This window comes from Bradyrhizobium nivariense (assembly GCF_029846695.2).
Lineage (GTDB): Bacteria > Pseudomonadota > Alphaproteobacteria > Rhizobiales > Xanthobacteraceae > Bradyrhizobium.
Window position 1 is genome coordinate 1 of record NZ_JARWCR020000114.1, and the last position, 14,533, is coordinate 14,533.

The window sequence follows — 14,533 nt, forward strand, 5'->3', positions numbered from 1 at the left end:
GGGCAACAATATTGCTAGTCTCGTTCATGGCGTATCGCTCTCCTTGAGAGGTTCTGGCAGGCTCGACACCCGCCTCGATACGCCGCCTATCTCATTCCGTCATCACCCACTTTCCCGCATAGCTCCGCATTGTGCCGCTCATTGGCATTACAGACGCGCGCCAAGCCCAACAGGGCGTCGTCTCACTCCCGCTTCTATGGGACGCGGCGCGCTGATCGTCGCCGGTCCTTCAGCGACGGTGCTCCGGTGGGTTAGTCAGAATCGGGCGGAGCCGAGTACGGCAGGCCCTCAGTGACCTGCCACTGAGTATTTCCTCCAGAAGGAGTTAGAGTCCGGCCCGAAGAAGGACGGACAGATGAAGCGAGCAAGGTTCACAGAAGAGCAGATTATCGCGGTGTTGAAGGAGCATGAGGCCGGGGCGAAGACGGCCGACCTAGCTCGCAAGCACGGGGTCTCCGAAGCGACGATCTACAATTGGAAGGCCAAATTCGGCGGCATGGACGTTTCCGAGGCGAAGCGGCTGAGGGCCCTGGAGGAGGAGAACGCGAAGCTGAAGAAGCTTCTGGCCGAGCAGATGCTCGATGCGGCCGCCCTTCGCGTGCTCCTTTCAAAAAAATGGTAGGGCCCGTCGCCAAGCGCGCTGCGGTCGCGCATCTGCAGGCCGTCATGAGCCTGTCGGAACGGCGGGCCTGTTCGATCGTGGGCGCGGATCGGAAGATGATCCGCTATCGCTCCAGCCGTGCTCCAGACGCGGCTCTCCGTGGCCGGCTGCGTGACCTCGCCAACGAGCGGCGACGTTTTGGCTACCGCCGGCTGTTCGTCCTGCTGCGGCGGGAGGGTGAGCCATCGGGGATCAATCGGATCTACCGGCTTTACCGCGAGGAAGGGCTCACCGTCCGCAAGCGGCGGGCTCGCCGCAAGGCCGTGGGGACCCGTGCCCCGATCCTGGTGGAGGCCAAGCCGAATGCACGCTGGTCGCTGGACTTTGTTCACGACCAGTTCGCCAGTGGCCGACGCTTCCGCATCCTCAACATCGTCGACGATGTCACCAAGGAATGCCTAGGCGCCATTCCAGAGACGTCGATCTCGGGGCGGCGCGTGGCCCGCGAACTGACGGCAATCATCGAGCGACGCGGCAAGCCAGGAATGATCGTGTCCGATCATGGCACCGAGTTCACCTGCAATGCGATGCTCGCCTGGTGCAAGGACGCAGCCATCGATTGGCACTTCATCGCACCGGGAAAGCCGATGCAGAACGGCTTCGTCGAGAGTTTCAACGGCCGGATGCGCGACGAGTTGCTCAACGAAGCCCTGTTCTTCGATCTCGACGACGCCCCCACCAAGATCGCTGTCTGGGTCGCCGACTTACAATCTCCAGCGGCCTCACTCATCGCTGAAATACCTAGCCCCCGCGGCCTACGCGGCCCACCTCACCGCAACGGACGATCGGCTACGCAACCCCGACCAGCTCCGCCGATCGTCCGTTGCTCCACCCGCGCCACTTGGCGTATAAAACCCCGAGCCTCTAACTGCCGCTGGATGAAAATTCAGGGGTAGGTCACAATAAGTCGATTGGGGAAGGCCGCAAGTCGACGCACTTACGGATGATCCCGGCGCTCAGGTTGTGCCCCCGAGCGCGCATCGCTTAAGATGAGTGACGTGAGCGGACCTGGGCTCAGGAAGATTCAGCGAGCTTGAGCTCTCCCACGATTTCGTGATCGTGCCTAATTCGGCGCAGCAGCAACTCGGCGTATTCCTCGCGCTCGCGCATGAAGCGCTCTTGATATGCTTTGAAGGTCTCGATCCGCATCCTGATCTCATCGCGCTCGCTGCCGCCATAGTCGGGCAAGCTGAGGCCACCCGGCTCGACGATTTTTTTCGGCTCCGGCCTGGACCGCTCGATGTCCATCTTCAGCGATTTGGCAAAGGCCATCCTTTCAGCGACGAGCGCGTTGAGCTGGCTCTTCCAATCATGCATTAACGCCCCCGTGCGGCACCGCCGTTTTGGCCAGCCAACTCACCGCAAACCAAGCTGCGTGTATGGAGGCCGATGCCCGATGGCATGTCGGCCCAGCCCGATCGTCATCCGCTTATCCCTGAAAAAGGGCCGCCGACAATAACGCCGGCGGCCCTCCGGGTTCAAAATGCTAATCGTGAATGAATGCGGTCCGCCCCGGTGACAGCGTCTTAAACTGAAAACTGCTCATTTCCTAGTTTTACGGTCTCGGAAACCTAACGCAGCTCTTGCGAACCTCAATCCAAGTCGGCGACGTGTGTGTCGCCGCGATTGCTGCAATTGCCGGTGCGGGCACAACGTCGTACCCCCGAAAGAAATTGAGTCGGCGTCTATTGGCCGTCTTTGGCACAGCGACGTAGGTGCCCGCTGTGCGCCAATTCGCGATGAGCGGACTCGGTGCTCCTATTACGGGGTGCCCCACTCCATGCAACTGTGGACGCGCCGCACTTCAAAATAGCCGAGCATCTGCTGGGATGACAGGCGGCACGGGCGCGCGACAATAGCCGACTTCGCCGCGATCCGGCGCGATTTGGCGCATATAGGCCGCATCCCGGCGCCGAACGTAAGGTAAGAATGAAGCGACTCGCCTCGAGTTTCACCAAAAGTCTGCTGCAAGTGAATGGAACGACGGGGCGATCGAGCTGACGTACGGTTTGGTCGAAGGATGTTTGCAAACAGAACTGCCTAAGCCGCTGTATCAGCCGAGCACACGTTGCAACGTTTAAGCGACCTCTTTGGGGTTTCAATATGAAGAGATTTCTGGGACTTTTGCTTATCGCTCAATTTTTCTTTCCTTCCGGTGAGGTCATGGCGCAGGGGCTCTCTGCTCCTTCATACTGGAAGAACGAACGGGGTTCGGAACTGTTTATCTGGTCCGCCAATAACGGGGCAATACAAGGGACCTTCACAAATCATGCTCAAGGATTTGCCTGCCAGGGCATTCCATATCCTGCATCCGGAGCTATTGGTCCAACTGGCTTGTATTTTGTTGTTACTTTTGCCCAATGCAATTCCTTTACTCGCTGGGTCGGAAAAACCAACGGCTCTCAAATGCCTGCGTCATGGATGCTGTTCTACGTTGATAAGAACGGTAAGCCTAGCAAGTTGAAAGGCGCAGATATATTCACGCGCGTATGGTAGTTTCCCTTGGGATCGTGAGCTAATGGTCCGAGCTCCTCGCTTCATCCAGCAATGGGGAGCGTCCCGGTGACATTTGAGCCCATCGGGTCCCGGTGCAGCAACGGGGCGGGGCGCGGAGCCCTCTGCATAGCGCAGCGTCCCCCCCGTTGCGGCCCAGGATCGCTGCGGTTGGGGAATTCGGTCGGTGTGAGGTTACCCGGCGCACTGTGCGGCCGGGAGTTGTTGTAGTCGTCTTTCCAGCTTGCCAGCACGGCTCGAGCCGGGCGCACGAGGTGAATAGCGCCTCATTGCGTCGTGGCGCAGGCGGGGCGTTGAAACTCTCGATGAAGGCGTTTTGGGTCGGCTTGCCGGGCGCGATGTAGTGCCACTCGATCTGCCTTTCCTGGCTGAAGTACAGCACGGTCATGCCGGTCAGTTCGGGCCGTTGTCCGATACACACATCGCTGGCCGCCCTCGCCAGGCGATGATGACGTCGAACTCGCGTACGACCCGCAGGCCCGACAGCGACGTGTCGGCGACGAGCGCCAGGCACTCGCGGGGGAAGTCGTCGACTACGGCCAGGATGCGGAAACGTCGACCGTCGGCGAACGCATCCGACAGGAAGTCACGGCTCCAGCGCTGGTTGGCCCCTTGCAGGATGGCCAGCGGCGCCTTGGTGCCGAGTGCCCGTTTGCGCCCACCACGCCGGCGGACTTGCAGCCGTTCCTCGCGATAGAGACGTCGGAACTTCTTGTGGTTCATGACCAGCCCCTCGTGGCGCACCAGCACCAGCAGACGACGGTAGCCGAACCGGCGGCGGATCGCGCAGGCGGGCACGCACGACCGCGTCATCAGCTCGCCGGCTGCGATCGCGCACCGATGTGCGGTCTGCCACGAGCACGGTGCACGCCCGCCGTTCGCTCACCTCGAAGGTGGTCCGCAGATGAGCGATGGCCTCTCGCCTCGCGGCGGGCGTCACCATTTTTTTGACGCAACGTCCTTGAGCATGGCGCAATCGAGTATCGCCTCGGCCAAGAGCTTCTAGAGCTTGGCGTTCTCGTCCTCCAGCGCCTTGAGCCGCTCGGCGTCGAAACCTCCAGGCCACCGTACTTGGCCTTTCATTTGTAGAACGCCGCACTGGAGATCCCGTGTTTGCGGCAGACACAGCAGTCGCCGCACCCGCCTCCTGCTCTCGCAAAATCCCGATGATCTGCTCTTCCGTGAACCGGCTTGGCTTCATGGTCCATCCCTTGCCAGGCGACGGACTCTACCCATTTTTGGAGGAATTTGCGGGGCTGAGACCAATGGGAGTCGACAGTGATGGCGATGCTCGAATGCTACGAACCTTCGCTTGGCGCATCCTTTCGCGCGCAGCCGACGCTTTTATGATTGTCGATGACCAGAACGCCGTCGGCGCGATGAAGCGTTTGGCCAATCCCGGGGACGGCAACCCAGCTGTCGTTGCAGGCGAAAGTGGCGGGGTTGGTTTGGCAAGATTGCTGAAAGTTGCTGCCGATCCGAGCTTGCGCGGCCAGATTGCTCTTGGACCCGACGCTCGGGTTTTCCTCATCAATACCGAGGATGCGACCGATCCTGGCGTTTACTAACAGCTCGTGGGTCAGTCTCCGGCACAGGTGGCGAGGAGAACTCTTGGACGTCTACACGCTCATGATCCGCGGCCCTTTCGGTGAACTCGTGACAAGTGACGCAAGCCAACGGAAGGCCAAGAACGAAGGCATCCAGCGATTGATCCTACGATTGAAATCCGCCGCGGTATTTCAGCCGCTAACGAGGCCCGGACGCACGTTTTCGGCATAAAGGACCTGGTTTTGCCGTCTTGCCCCAAGAGCAAACGCTATGACTTTGGCGCTTTGCAATCTAACCGCGTACGTCTCATCGCATGGTACAGCAGATTCATTTTCTTGTTGATCCGGCACACGGGATATGAGCCCTTTCATAGTTGCGTTACAGCTCTGCGAGTGATCTATCGATATGCGTGGACTCCTAATCGTTCTCACGGCTTTCGTGATCATGTTGGCGGCTCGCGGCCAGCACCAAAGTGCTTTCATCCCGCGACCGACCGCGCCGATGCCACTGGTCAACGTGCCCTAGCGTCATGCTGTCTGCTGTAAGCAACGTCATCCAATCCAGTATCTTGGGAATGGCTCGTGATGCTGCTCAGGCTGACGTTCCGATCTGTACCGCCGCGTTGGTGGCCAGCAGCTCCTCGGCGCCAGCCTGGAGGCAACAAGGTCATTCCGTTATCGCAGAACTGGCGCAGCGGCACCTGAGTCCCGCCGCACAGGCCCTCAAGGTGCTGATCGGGGACAGCTCTCTGGCCGCGATCTCGACATGACTACAAATTCACAGCAGAAGGAAAGAACACGTCGGTGGCATTTCGTTGATATCGATGTCGAGCGTTCGACTTATGACGCCGGAATCTATTGCAAGCACGTGGGCAGACAAGGCTCCTGCATCGTTAAAGGCCTACCGGCAGCCATCGCAGCCCTGAAAGACAAGTCGCGCTCCAAAGACAACAGGTTGCGGGCGCTAAAAAGCTCGTTGTGCATCTTGCCGGAGACTGGAGCAGCCGTTGCATGCGAGCGAACGGAGCGGCGATGAAGGCGACAACAAATTGTCTGTCGTGCTTCACGCCAAAGACTCCAATGGGACCGCACACAGCAGGCGATCAACGTTCCACGGCATGTGGGACGACTCTCTTGTGGACCTGCAGGCATATTCATGAGGAAGTTACGCGGACGCGATGGATGCCAATCCGTTGCCGACGGCAGACGCGGCTCTATATAATGAAGCACGCATTGCGGCTCGGGCCAACCTCGTCGACCAATCGCGTCAAGAAGCGCTTTCGGAGGTCGGGGACGTTGTCTGTGCAATCACGTCTGAGATTCAGCTTGCCGCCTTTAGAGCAAGCACTGTATCTACAAAACGAATGCCATAATTCCTTGCAGCCATTCCGCTCGCTAGAAACTGGGCCAGGAGAGCTGTCAGATAGAGTAGCGCTGTCTTGTAATTCTGCATCGCAACAATACCGGTTCCGCCAAAGACGATCAGAAGCATGAAAGCGATGCCGGCATAGTCGCGCGTCAGCAGAAAAAGGCGATGAACGTGTAGGACGCGCGGATCCTCCTCTACCGACTTGTAAAGCCTGTACCAAAGAGCATTCTGCTCGGTCGGAGTTGCTGGAAACGGTCCGACTTTCGTCTTCAGCGTCGTAACGTCGATCCGCGGATCGCGATGAAGATAGTAAGAGAACGCCCGACATCCGGGCAAAGGATCGTGCCAACGCCAAAACACCAGTCTGGCCTTCGTTTGAACATCGAGCACACCGTTGATCACGCTGATAAGCACGGCTCCCAGTCCAGCAGGTATGAGCGCCTGCCAATGCTTAAGCAGTTCCTCGTATTCGGCCGCTAGGAACTGGTCCGTCTTGAGCGCAAGGGCGAAGATTGCGAAATTGACAATGAGGATCGTCATCAATGGGGAAGTGTTTTGCTCCTTCAATTTCTCCTTCGACTCTTTTTTAATCATCGTTTGTGCTCATTTGGGTCGACTTGTTCCGGAAACGGCGCAGAACAAGCGAGAAACGTGCTCGCTGTCGTCCACAGACACGAACACCAGCGCGACCGGACTCTGGCTCCGCCGCTCTCTCAGGTGAACGCAACAAGGTCTCAGTCTTCCTGTTCGTCCGGATACGGCAGACAATCTGCGGCGCTGTAGTCATCGCGCTGCGGAGCATTCTTGGAGGTCCGCTTGTTGGATGCTTCGGTTGAGATGACATGTGCACCACGATGGTGCATAGCGCGGACAACGGATTTGCGGGGATGATCCTCATCGGCCTCGGCCGCGCTTATCACGGCGGTGAAGGTCGTCTTCCCGCCCTGTGCCGCCTTCTTTTCACCCAATAGTTGATCCAGCAAGTCGGTCGAAACGTTGTGGCGTCCACCGTGGTGAGGAACCTGAAATCGATCGATGCCAGGCAAGGTCAGTCCGGCCAACGGCGCATAATCGATGACTTCTTTGAGCCCAGTGCGTCCCGTATCGGCGGTGAGCAGGATTTTGCATCCATTGAGATAGGCATACTGAACGACGCTCATCTCATTTTCGTTGCTCGTCTCGCCCGCCGGAAAATATTCGTGGCCCCAAGCGGCTTTGGCAAGCGCGACCGCCTCTTTGGCCACACGAACAGCCGCGTCGCGTGCCATTTCGAGCAGCCCTTTCTCCTGGGGGGTCTTATCCGAGGAGAGAATCAGATCCAGAAAGCGCGAACGTGTCGGAGCCATCACCCGGAAAGCGCCAATCGTGCTACCCTGAAATGGCGCATAGATAGGGATATTCTTTCGTAAGGCGATCTCTTCGAGAGCGGCTAGATTCGAGTAAGCTTCCCTTAGCGCCTTCTCCAGTCCATCGGCTGTTGTGAAGCGCTTGAATCGAGGAAGAAGCTCAGCAGCAAAGACCCAAGGTCGCAGCATCCAGAGCACGCCGACCTCACAGTCTTCCAGGACTCGCTGGAGACCTCCGGCGTGGTCGCCGTCATTGTGGGTCGCAACAATATGGTCGATCCGTTTCGGACTCCCGTAGTACTTGTTCAGGAAATTGATGACCTTCTCGCCAGTCGACTGGTAACCTCCGTCGACCACGTGAATGAACGTCTGACCGTTCAACTCATAGCGGATGCAAATGGCATCACCGCTGCTCTTCGCTTCAACATCTAAAAAATCAATCTCGAAAAAGTCTGTCAATCTTCTTCCTCCAACGGCTTGGCGCGACAGGGCCAGAATTCGACTTGAGTACCCGGTGGTGCCGGACAGGAGCAGTGTCGCCAGCGCTTCTGCTTCCGCAACCAGAATAGCCTTGTCCGCCCTCCCGCAGCCCCACAACTCACACCAAGGACCTACGCCGACCCGGCAGACGCTGAGCCGCATCCTGCATCACAGCCCTGCTGCAGTGCGCGCCTTTTCATTCGTTCGAGCGCAGCTTATCTTCGTTAGGTTTTCGAGAATGCATTTTCCCTGCACTAATCATGGAGAACGACTTCCCGCTGGTGTGTTGATTCTACGCAGCAGGCCGGGTTGCTGCCTTGGAATATTTAAGCAGCCACATTTCCTGGTCAGTCAGCTTGGTGGTGTCTCCCGACGCCTCGATCTCCTTCAACTTCCAGATGCTTTCCTCGTTTCCCCTCTTGTAGCGGTCAAACAGCACGGAGACGCCGATAGGTGAGCCTGCTTTCGGGATGCCATCGATGGCGATCAATCCAGCTAGCGCTCTCGCTGTAAATGCGCTGCGGCTGAAGCCGAAAATGAAGATTTTCATCGCCATCGTTGTTGTTCTCGATGAGCCACTCGTACTCGGCTCAATTAAAAGTAGTTTTCGAGCGAATTGCCAACTTGATGGTCGAGAACGGCGTCGTTTTGCGGCAGGCTCAGGCTGACCATGGACCAATCCCCATCTGGGAACTCAAAGCCAACGGCTTGCATTTTGTCCGGATTTGGACTATGTCCAATTTTGACAAGGAACAGCCTATGTTAAGTAAACGTAACCCGAACCCGCTCGAGGCAGTAAAAGGCCCTCAGCGTCTTGATAAGACACGATTTGCTCCGGCTAACCGAAGGCGGCTCAGCGCCCCAGCTTTACGGACCTTCCTCGCTATCGCGGAGCTGTGGGGATTGACGGAAGATCAGCGCCTCCTGGTCCTGGGGTATCCATCCCGGTCTACATACCATAACTGGTGCAAGCAGGCGCGGGAGCACGGCGCTTTCACCCTTGATGTGGACGTTCTCACGCGCATTTCCGCGGTATTCGGTATCCACCAAGCGCTGGGGATCCTCTTTCCCCAGGAGCGGCTCGGCGTTGACTGGCTGCGGAGTCCACATAACGAGCTCGTCTTCGGTGGACATCCGCCGCTCCACCTCATCACCAATGGCTCCCAAGATGGGTTGCTCTCGGTGCGTCGTTTCCTCGACGGCGCACGTGGCGGCCTCTACATGCAGCCGAACACGATAGACGAGGCCTTCACGCCTTACGACGACAAGGAGATCGTCTTCCGGTGACGGACGTTTTCGCACCCTCGCCGCAGCCCGCCCATCGTCTAATCCCCTCACAATTTCCTCCCATCGGGCTGTTCGATACGGTCGCGACGGCGGCCGATCTTTCAGCGGTGATGGAGCTCGTCGGTTGGACGAACGACCGTCTGGTGGCCGAACGTATCGATCGGCTACCGCCGCGCGAATGGGTATATGGTGCACCCAACTCCAGCATCGTCATGGCAGCCTTTCTCCACGTCGCCCCCGGCGGAATGAGGTTCAACGGGCCGGAGCTCGGCGCCTGGTATGCGGCCGATGATATTCGCACGGCGGCTGCCGAGGTCGGTCATCACCTGCGTCGCGAAGCGGCTGCTCGCAACGTGGCCACGATGAGCCGGACCTACAGGGCATACACCGCCACGCTGCTCGGGGATTATCTCGACATCACAGGGCAGCAACTAGCACGCCCCGACGTGTATGCGAGCGAACGTTATGATGCTTCGCAGAAGCTTGGCGAGGATATTCGCGCGTCAGGTGGCGCGGGGCTGCTTTACGACAGCCTACGGCGTCGCACCGGTATCGACATCGTAGCACATAGACCGCGCAACATCGTAGATATCATGCAGACGGATCACTTCGAAATCACGGTCCAAGCGACAGCACGCATGATCGACGTGCGACAACTAATCTAAATGAGTAGTAAATCCGACCGAGTTTCCGCACTGCCTATGTCCCAAATTTGGCATGATCTAATGACGCAGTTAGTCCAATCAAGCCGAAGCGCGCAAGTTTTCGCAAGACGCGAAAATGCGATTCGGCACGCGAGGACCAGAAGCCCTCCGATCGAACACGCCCGCTGTATCCGGGGCCTGGCGTGGAGTTTTTATCATTGTTGCCTATCGTAAAGCTGATGATGCTGCCGGTGCGACCGACGGTCAATGGCATGACGATGGAATTCTTTGGCGTTCAAAAGCGCAAAGATATCGCCAGGTGCAACGAACCGGAGTTGACGCTTGCGGCGCAGAGCGGCAACGCGCCCGATCCACATCTCGTCGAATTCGTGCGTCTGCTGGCTCGCCATGCGGCACGGCGCTGGTACGATCAAGCCAACAAGGAGTCGAGGCGCTCCTGAATCTACCGGAGACCATCTCATGAAGGTTGCGCTTTACGCCCGCTAATCCGGTGACAACCAGCGCGACACGTCGATCGCGGACCAATTTCGCGTCTGCCGTGCCTATGTCGAGAATCAGGGTTGGCGAGTCGTTGAGCAATATTCCGACAACGCGATTTCCGGTGCGTCGCTTCTGCGTGCCGGCGTCCAAGCGCTTATTACCGACGCCTTGCGCGGGTGGTTTCAAGTGGTGCTGGCGGAGGCGATGGATCGTCTCTCACGAGATCAGCAAGACATCGATGGCCTATGCCAACGTAAAGATCGTCACTCTATCCGAGGGTGAGGTTACGCACCTGCACGTCGGCCTCAAGGGCACGATGAACGCCCTCTTCCTCAAGGACCTCGCCGACAAAACGCGCCGAGGCCAGCGCCGGACGCGTTGCGCTTGGCAAATCTGGTGGTGGCAACTCCTATGACTATGGTGTTGTGAGCAATTCAATGAAAGCGGCGAGCCAATACGTGGCGTATGGAATGATTAATTCTGAGGAAGCTGAGGTGGTTCGCCGTATCTTTCGCGACTATGTCGTTGGCAAGTCGGCGAAGCGGATCTCTGTTGAGCTAAATAGGGACGGCATCGCGGTGCCCGGCGGCGGCGATTGTGGCTTCAGTACCATCAGTGGCAACACCAAGCGTTGCAAGGGGATCTTGAACAACGAGATGTATATCGGCCGGATCGTTTGGAATCGACAGCGGTTCATCAAAGACCCCAAAACTGGCAAGCGTCAGGCGCATCCAAGCCCAGACGCCGAATGGATCAATCAAGAAGTAACAGAGTTGCGCATCGTGGATGATAGGCTCTGGAACGCCGCGAAGGATGTATGATGGGTTTGCTGCTTGGGCCAAAGACAATGCAGTTCGTGCGTGGGGAGAGAAAAACTTCGCCCTGGTCATGTCGCAAAGGGCTTCTCCAAGGAGAAGCACCGCACCGGCATGCGCTATCTCAGTGTTAGGCTCAAAAACGTTCCCAATGTGTCACGGCGCCACGGGGATGAGCCATCACGTCCGTCTGACGATTACGTCATTCCCGCGTGAGCGTGGCGGGTGTGAAGGCTTGGTGAAGGATTGCCCGCAGCCCTTCACGCCGGAATCGATAGCTATTTCATATAACTAGGTCAGCGTTTCTTGGTTCGAATCATATCAGGCGGCCTCGGCGAGCTTATAAGACCATGTGTGGATGACGGTGTGGCGTTGACATCGTCGGTACCGGCCATGATGCGCTCCTTGAGCTCATGTCTTGAGGCGACGCGGATGTGGCGCAGGGCCGAACGAGCGAACTTGGAGCAGAAGCCCTCGATGAGGTTGAGCCCCGAGCCGTGCTTTGGGCGTGAAGGTGAACTCGAAGCGCCCGCTTGGTCGGGTAGCGAACCAGGCTCTCGTTTCTCTCGAGATGTGCGCGGAATGATTGTCGAGGATCAACTTGATCGTGGTGCTCCTCGGATAAACGGCGTCAAGAAGTCTGAGGAGTTTGATGAACTCGCGCTGCGGTGGCGGTCTCTGACGAGAGTGTGGACCTGCTGGTGAGCAGATCAATCCCGGCCAACAGGCTGAGCGTACCGTTTGTACGCGTGGTCGCGCAAAGCTGGCGTGGATGCCGGGTTCGGGCGGCAAATCCGGCGCCGTCGTTGCGATGGCCTGGATTCCCGGCTTTTCGTCGCACGACACGATCGTCACCAGCTTTCTCCGTCTCTTCGACTTGGCAGGGGCTTTTTTCAGGACTACGACTTCGCGATAGACGGCACAGGATCGCGGTGAAGGTCACGCTTGGCCCCAAGGGCCGCAACGTCGTGCTCGACAAGTCGTTCGGCGCGCCCCGCATCACCAAGGACGGCGTCACCGTCGCCAAGGAGATCGAGCTCGAGGACAAGTTCGAGAACATGGGCGCCCAGATGGTGCGCGAAGTCGCCTCCAAGTCCGCTGACGCGGCCGGCGACGGCACCACCACGGCCACCGTTCTGGCGGCTGCGATCGTTCGTGAAGGCGCCAAGTCGGTTGCCGCCGGCATGAACCCGATGGACCTCAAGCGGGGCATCGACCTGGCAGTGGAAGCCGTGGTCGCCGACCTCGTCAAGAACTCCAAGAAGGTCACCTCGAACGACGAGATCGCCCAGGTCGGCACCATCTCCGCCAACGGCGATGCCGAAATCGGCAAGTTCCTCTCAGACGCCATGAAGAAGGTCGGCAACGAGGGTGTCATCACCGTCGAGGAAGCCAAGTCGCTCGAGACCGAGCTCGACGTCGTCGAGGGCATGCAGTTCGACCGCGGCTACATCTCGCCCTACTTCGTCACCAACGCCGACAAGATGCGCGTTGAGATGGACGACGCCTACATCCTCATCAACGAGAAGAAGCTCTCCTCGCTGAACGAGCTGCTGCCGCTGCTCGAGGCCGTGGTGCAGACCGGCAAGCCGCTGGTCATCGTCGCCGAGGACGTCGAAGGCGAGGCTTTGGCCACGCTCGTCGTGAACCGTCTGCGCGGTGGTCTGAAAGGTCGCGGCCGTCAAGGCTCCGGGCTTCGGCGATCGCCGCAAGGCCATGCTGCAGGACATCGCGGTCCTGACCGGCGGCCAGGCGATCTCGGAAGATCTCGGCATCAAGCTCGAGAACGTCACGCTCAACATGCTCGGTCGCGCCAAGAAGGTGATGATCGACAAGGAGAATACCACGATCGTCAACGGCGCCGGCAAGAAGGCCGACATCGAGGCGCGCGTGGCCCAGATCAAGGCGCAGATCGAGGAAACCACCTCGGACTACGACCGTGAGAAGCTCCAGGAGCGTCTCGCCAAGCTCGCTGGCGGCGTCGCGGTGATCCGAGTCGGCGGCGCGACCGAGGTCGAGGTGAAGGAGCGCAAGGATCGCGTTGATGACGCGATGCATGCGACCCGCGCGGCTGTCGAGGAAGGCATCGTCCCGGGCGGCGGCGTCGCCCTGCTCCGTGCTTCCGAGCAGCTCAAGGGCCTGCGCACCAAGAACGACGACCAGAAGACCGGCGTCGAGATCGTGCGCAAGGCGCTCTCGGCTCCCGCTCGCCAGATCGCGATCAACGCCGGTGAAGACGGCTCCGTGATCGTCGGCAAGGTCCTTGAGAACAAGTCGTACGCCTACGGCTTCGACTCCCAGACCGGCGAATATGGCGACCTCGTCAAGAAGGGCATCATCGACCCGACCAAGGTGGTCCGTACCGCGATCCAGAACGCAGCCTCGGTTGCGGCGCTGCTGATCACCACGGAAGCCATGGTCGCCGAGCTGCCCAAGAAGGGCGGCGCCGGCCCCGCGATGCCTCCGGGCGGCGGCATGGGCGGCATGGACTTCTGAGCCAACTTTTTCTGAAGTGAGATCCCCGGCAGAAGAATGCCGGGGTCTTTTTTTTGCTTGCGCTTTTTAAGTTCGTTATTCTGATCTCGCGGAATGCGCTCTGCGGAAATGACGATCAGCAGTTGCTCAAGCCATGTAGACGTTCTGCTTAAGATTTCGCGAGTCTGCTGGTAGACATGTCACCGGGAGGCGAGCGGGTGGTCGCCGTTTAGCACAGTCTTTCCCTGCTGCCTCAACATCGGCGGCTGGTCAAAGTGAAAACCTGAGAACGGGCGGTCGCGGTAGCCCAACCATTGGCGCTACTGACTTAAATAGCATCGGTTCCCGCGCTTAGCTGTAAACGGATGCGCGGCTAGTACCTCGGCACAGTGATGACTCGTTGGGCGTGATGGGATAGGTGCGGCTCATTTTGGCGCGGGCTTTTTCGGTTGTGAACATGCATTTGATGCGTGCACCGGAATCTGACACATGCAATCGACAAAGGGGAGCTCGAGCAATGCATCGGACGCGTTTCGGCGCTGGTCTCAGCCGATCTTGGCATCACCATTCCACGCATCCCCGCCCAACTCGATCAGCGCTTATCCGAGTCGCAATTTAGGGTGGATGTCGAGGGAGTCCCAGTTGAAGCGGATTTCGTTGACCCGGCGCAGCTCATGCTTAACGATGACGTGGCGAACATTGAATTGAGCGGTATCCCGTTTCGGCAGGAGCCGGACACAAACCGGATCTGGATCGAACAAGAGCATGAGAGCCGGTCCCGGAAATCTGCACAGGACGCTAAGTGGAGTTTCTGCCTGACGGCGGGCACGATAGGCCCCGCGAATCAGGAGAGACCATGAGCAGACGACCCCGCCGGAACCACTCACCGGCCTT

General features: G+C 58.8%; 11 protein-coding genes and 4 pseudogenes. 10 read left to right on the plus strand and 5 right to left on the minus strand.

Annotated features, from left to right (window positions below):
- Nucleotides 1-355 precede the first annotated feature (355 nt).
- Nucleotides 356-1,513 (plus strand): annotated as a pseudogene (locus tag QCM77_RS43660) (IS3 family transposase).
- Nucleotides 1,514-1,675: 162 nt separating this feature from the next.
- Here QCM77_RS43660 and QCM77_RS43665 read toward each other — a convergent pair.
- Nucleotides 1,676-1,933: a hypothetical protein gene (locus tag QCM77_RS43665; protein ID WP_280096881.1), complete on the minus strand. Its 258-nt coding sequence runs from the start codon at nt 1,931-1,933 to the stop codon at nt 1,676-1,678.
- Nucleotides 1,934-2,764: 831 nt separating this feature from the next.
- On the opposite strand from QCM77_RS43665, the gene QCM77_RS43670 reads away from it, so the two are divergent.
- Entirely contained in the window at nt 2,765-3,157 is a 393-nt protein-coding gene (locus QCM77_RS43670) for an avidin/streptavidin family protein (protein WP_280096882.1), read from the plus strand.
- 19 nt (nt 3,158-3,176) lie between these two features.
- Here QCM77_RS43670 and QCM77_RS43675 read toward each other — a convergent pair.
- Nucleotides 3,177-4,376: pseudogene (locus QCM77_RS43675) on the minus strand (IS3 family transposase).
- Here QCM77_RS43675 and QCM77_RS43680 point away from each other — a divergent pair.
- A complete protein-coding gene (locus tag QCM77_RS43680) occupies nt 4,375-4,743 on the plus strand; it encodes a PALP domain-containing protein (RefSeq protein ID WP_462804409.1) in 369 nt (122 codons plus the stop codon). The pseudogene QCM77_RS43675 and the gene QCM77_RS43680 overlap by 2 nt on opposite strands.
- Nucleotides 4,744-6,043: 1,300 nt before the next feature.
- Here QCM77_RS43680 and QCM77_RS43685 read toward each other — a convergent pair.
- The 3 genes from QCM77_RS43685 to QCM77_RS43695 all read right to left on the minus strand — a co-directional run bounded on the left by QCM77_RS43685 (nt 6,044) and on the right by QCM77_RS43695 (nt 8,473).
- The gene (locus tag QCM77_RS43685) at nt 6,044-6,685 is read right to left on the minus strand and encodes a hypothetical protein (RefSeq protein ID WP_280096883.1); all 642 of its coding nucleotides are present in this window, start codon (nt 6,683-6,685) and stop codon (nt 6,044-6,046) included.
- 140 nt (nt 6,686-6,825) lie between these two features.
- Nucleotides 6,826-8,079 (minus strand): ComEC/Rec2 family competence protein, encoded by a 1,254-nt coding sequence (locus QCM77_RS43690; protein ID WP_280096884.1) that lies wholly within the window; start codon nt 8,077-8,079, stop codon nt 6,826-6,828.
- A gap of 130 nt (nt 8,080-8,209) precedes the next feature.
- Nucleotides 8,210-8,473 carry a phospholipase effector Tle1 domain-containing protein gene (locus tag QCM77_RS43695; RefSeq protein WP_280096885.1) on the minus strand — a complete coding sequence of 88 codons (264 nt, stop codon included), beginning with the start codon at nt 8,471-8,473 and terminating at the stop codon, nt 8,210-8,212.
- A 203-nt stretch (nt 8,474-8,676) separates the two neighbouring features.
- On the opposite strand from QCM77_RS43695, the gene QCM77_RS43700 reads away from it, so the two are divergent.
- From QCM77_RS43700 to QCM77_RS43730, 7 genes and pseudogenes are all read left to right on the plus strand, one after another.
- On the plus strand, nt 8,677-9,204 hold the full coding sequence (locus QCM77_RS43700; RefSeq protein WP_280096889.1) for an antitoxin Xre/MbcA/ParS toxin-binding domain-containing protein: 528 nt from the start codon (nt 8,677-8,679) through the stop codon (nt 9,202-9,204).
- Nucleotides 9,201-9,869, plus strand: coding sequence for an RES family NAD+ phosphorylase (locus QCM77_RS43705; RefSeq protein WP_280096886.1), 669 nt, complete (start codon nt 9,201-9,203; stop codon nt 9,867-9,869). The genes QCM77_RS43700 and QCM77_RS43705 overlap by 4 nt, the downstream gene beginning before the upstream one ends.
- Nucleotides 9,870-10,051: 182 nt before the next feature.
- Complete coding sequence (locus QCM77_RS43710) at nt 10,052-10,309, plus strand: hypothetical protein (protein WP_280096887.1); 258 nt, start codon at nt 10,052-10,054, stop codon at nt 10,307-10,309.
- A 73-nt stretch (nt 10,310-10,382) separates the two neighbouring features.
- Entirely contained in the window at nt 10,383-10,631 is a 249-nt protein-coding gene (locus QCM77_RS43715) for a recombinase family protein (RefSeq protein WP_280096890.1), read from the plus strand.
- 155 nt (nt 10,632-10,786) lie between these two features.
- Nucleotides 10,787-11,170 carry a recombinase family protein gene (locus QCM77_RS43720; RefSeq protein ID WP_280096888.1) on the plus strand — a complete coding sequence of 128 codons (384 nt, stop codon included), beginning with the start codon at nt 10,787-10,789 and terminating at the stop codon, nt 11,168-11,170.
- 920 nt (nt 11,171-12,090) lie between these two features.
- Nucleotides 12,091-13,660: pseudogene (gene groL / locus QCM77_RS43725) on the plus strand (chaperonin GroEL).
- 458 nt (nt 13,661-14,118) lie between these two features.
- A pseudogene (locus QCM77_RS43730) lies at nt 14,119-14,406 on the plus strand (type III secretion system export apparatus subunit SctV); the annotation flags it as partial.
- Between the last annotated feature and the right edge of the window lie 127 nt (nt 14,407-14,533).

Excerpts from the sequence above, each read along its gene's own strand:
- QCM77_RS43720 (WP_280096888.1), top strand. The coding sequence starts at position 10,787 with ATGAAAGCGGCGAGCCAATACGTGGCGTATGGAATGATTAATTCTGAG.
- QCM77_RS43685 (WP_280096883.1), bottom strand. The coding sequence starts at position 6,685 with ATGATTAAAAAAGAGTCGAAGGAGAAATTGAAGGAGCAAAACACTTCC.
- QCM77_RS43700 (WP_280096889.1), top strand. The coding sequence starts at position 8,677 with ATGTTAAGTAAACGTAACCCGAACCCGCTCGAGGCAGTAAAAGGCCCT.
- QCM77_RS43695 (WP_280096885.1), bottom strand. The coding sequence starts at position 8,473 with ATGGCGATGAAAATCTTCATTTTCGGCTTCAGCCGCAGCGCATTTACA.
- QCM77_RS43680 (WP_462804409.1), top strand. The coding sequence starts at position 4,375 with ATGGTCCATCCCTTGCCAGGCGACGGACTCTACCCATTTTTGGAGGAA.
- QCM77_RS43665 (WP_280096881.1), bottom strand. The coding sequence starts at position 1,933 with ATGGCCTTTGCCAAATCGCTGAAGATGGACATCGAGCGGTCCAGGCCG.
- QCM77_RS43690 (WP_280096884.1), bottom strand. The coding sequence starts at position 8,079 with ATGCGGCTCAGCGTCTGCCGGGTCGGCGTAGGTCCTTGGTGTGAGTTG.
- QCM77_RS43670 (WP_280096882.1), top strand. The coding sequence starts at position 2,765 with ATGAAGAGATTTCTGGGACTTTTGCTTATCGCTCAATTTTTCTTTCCT.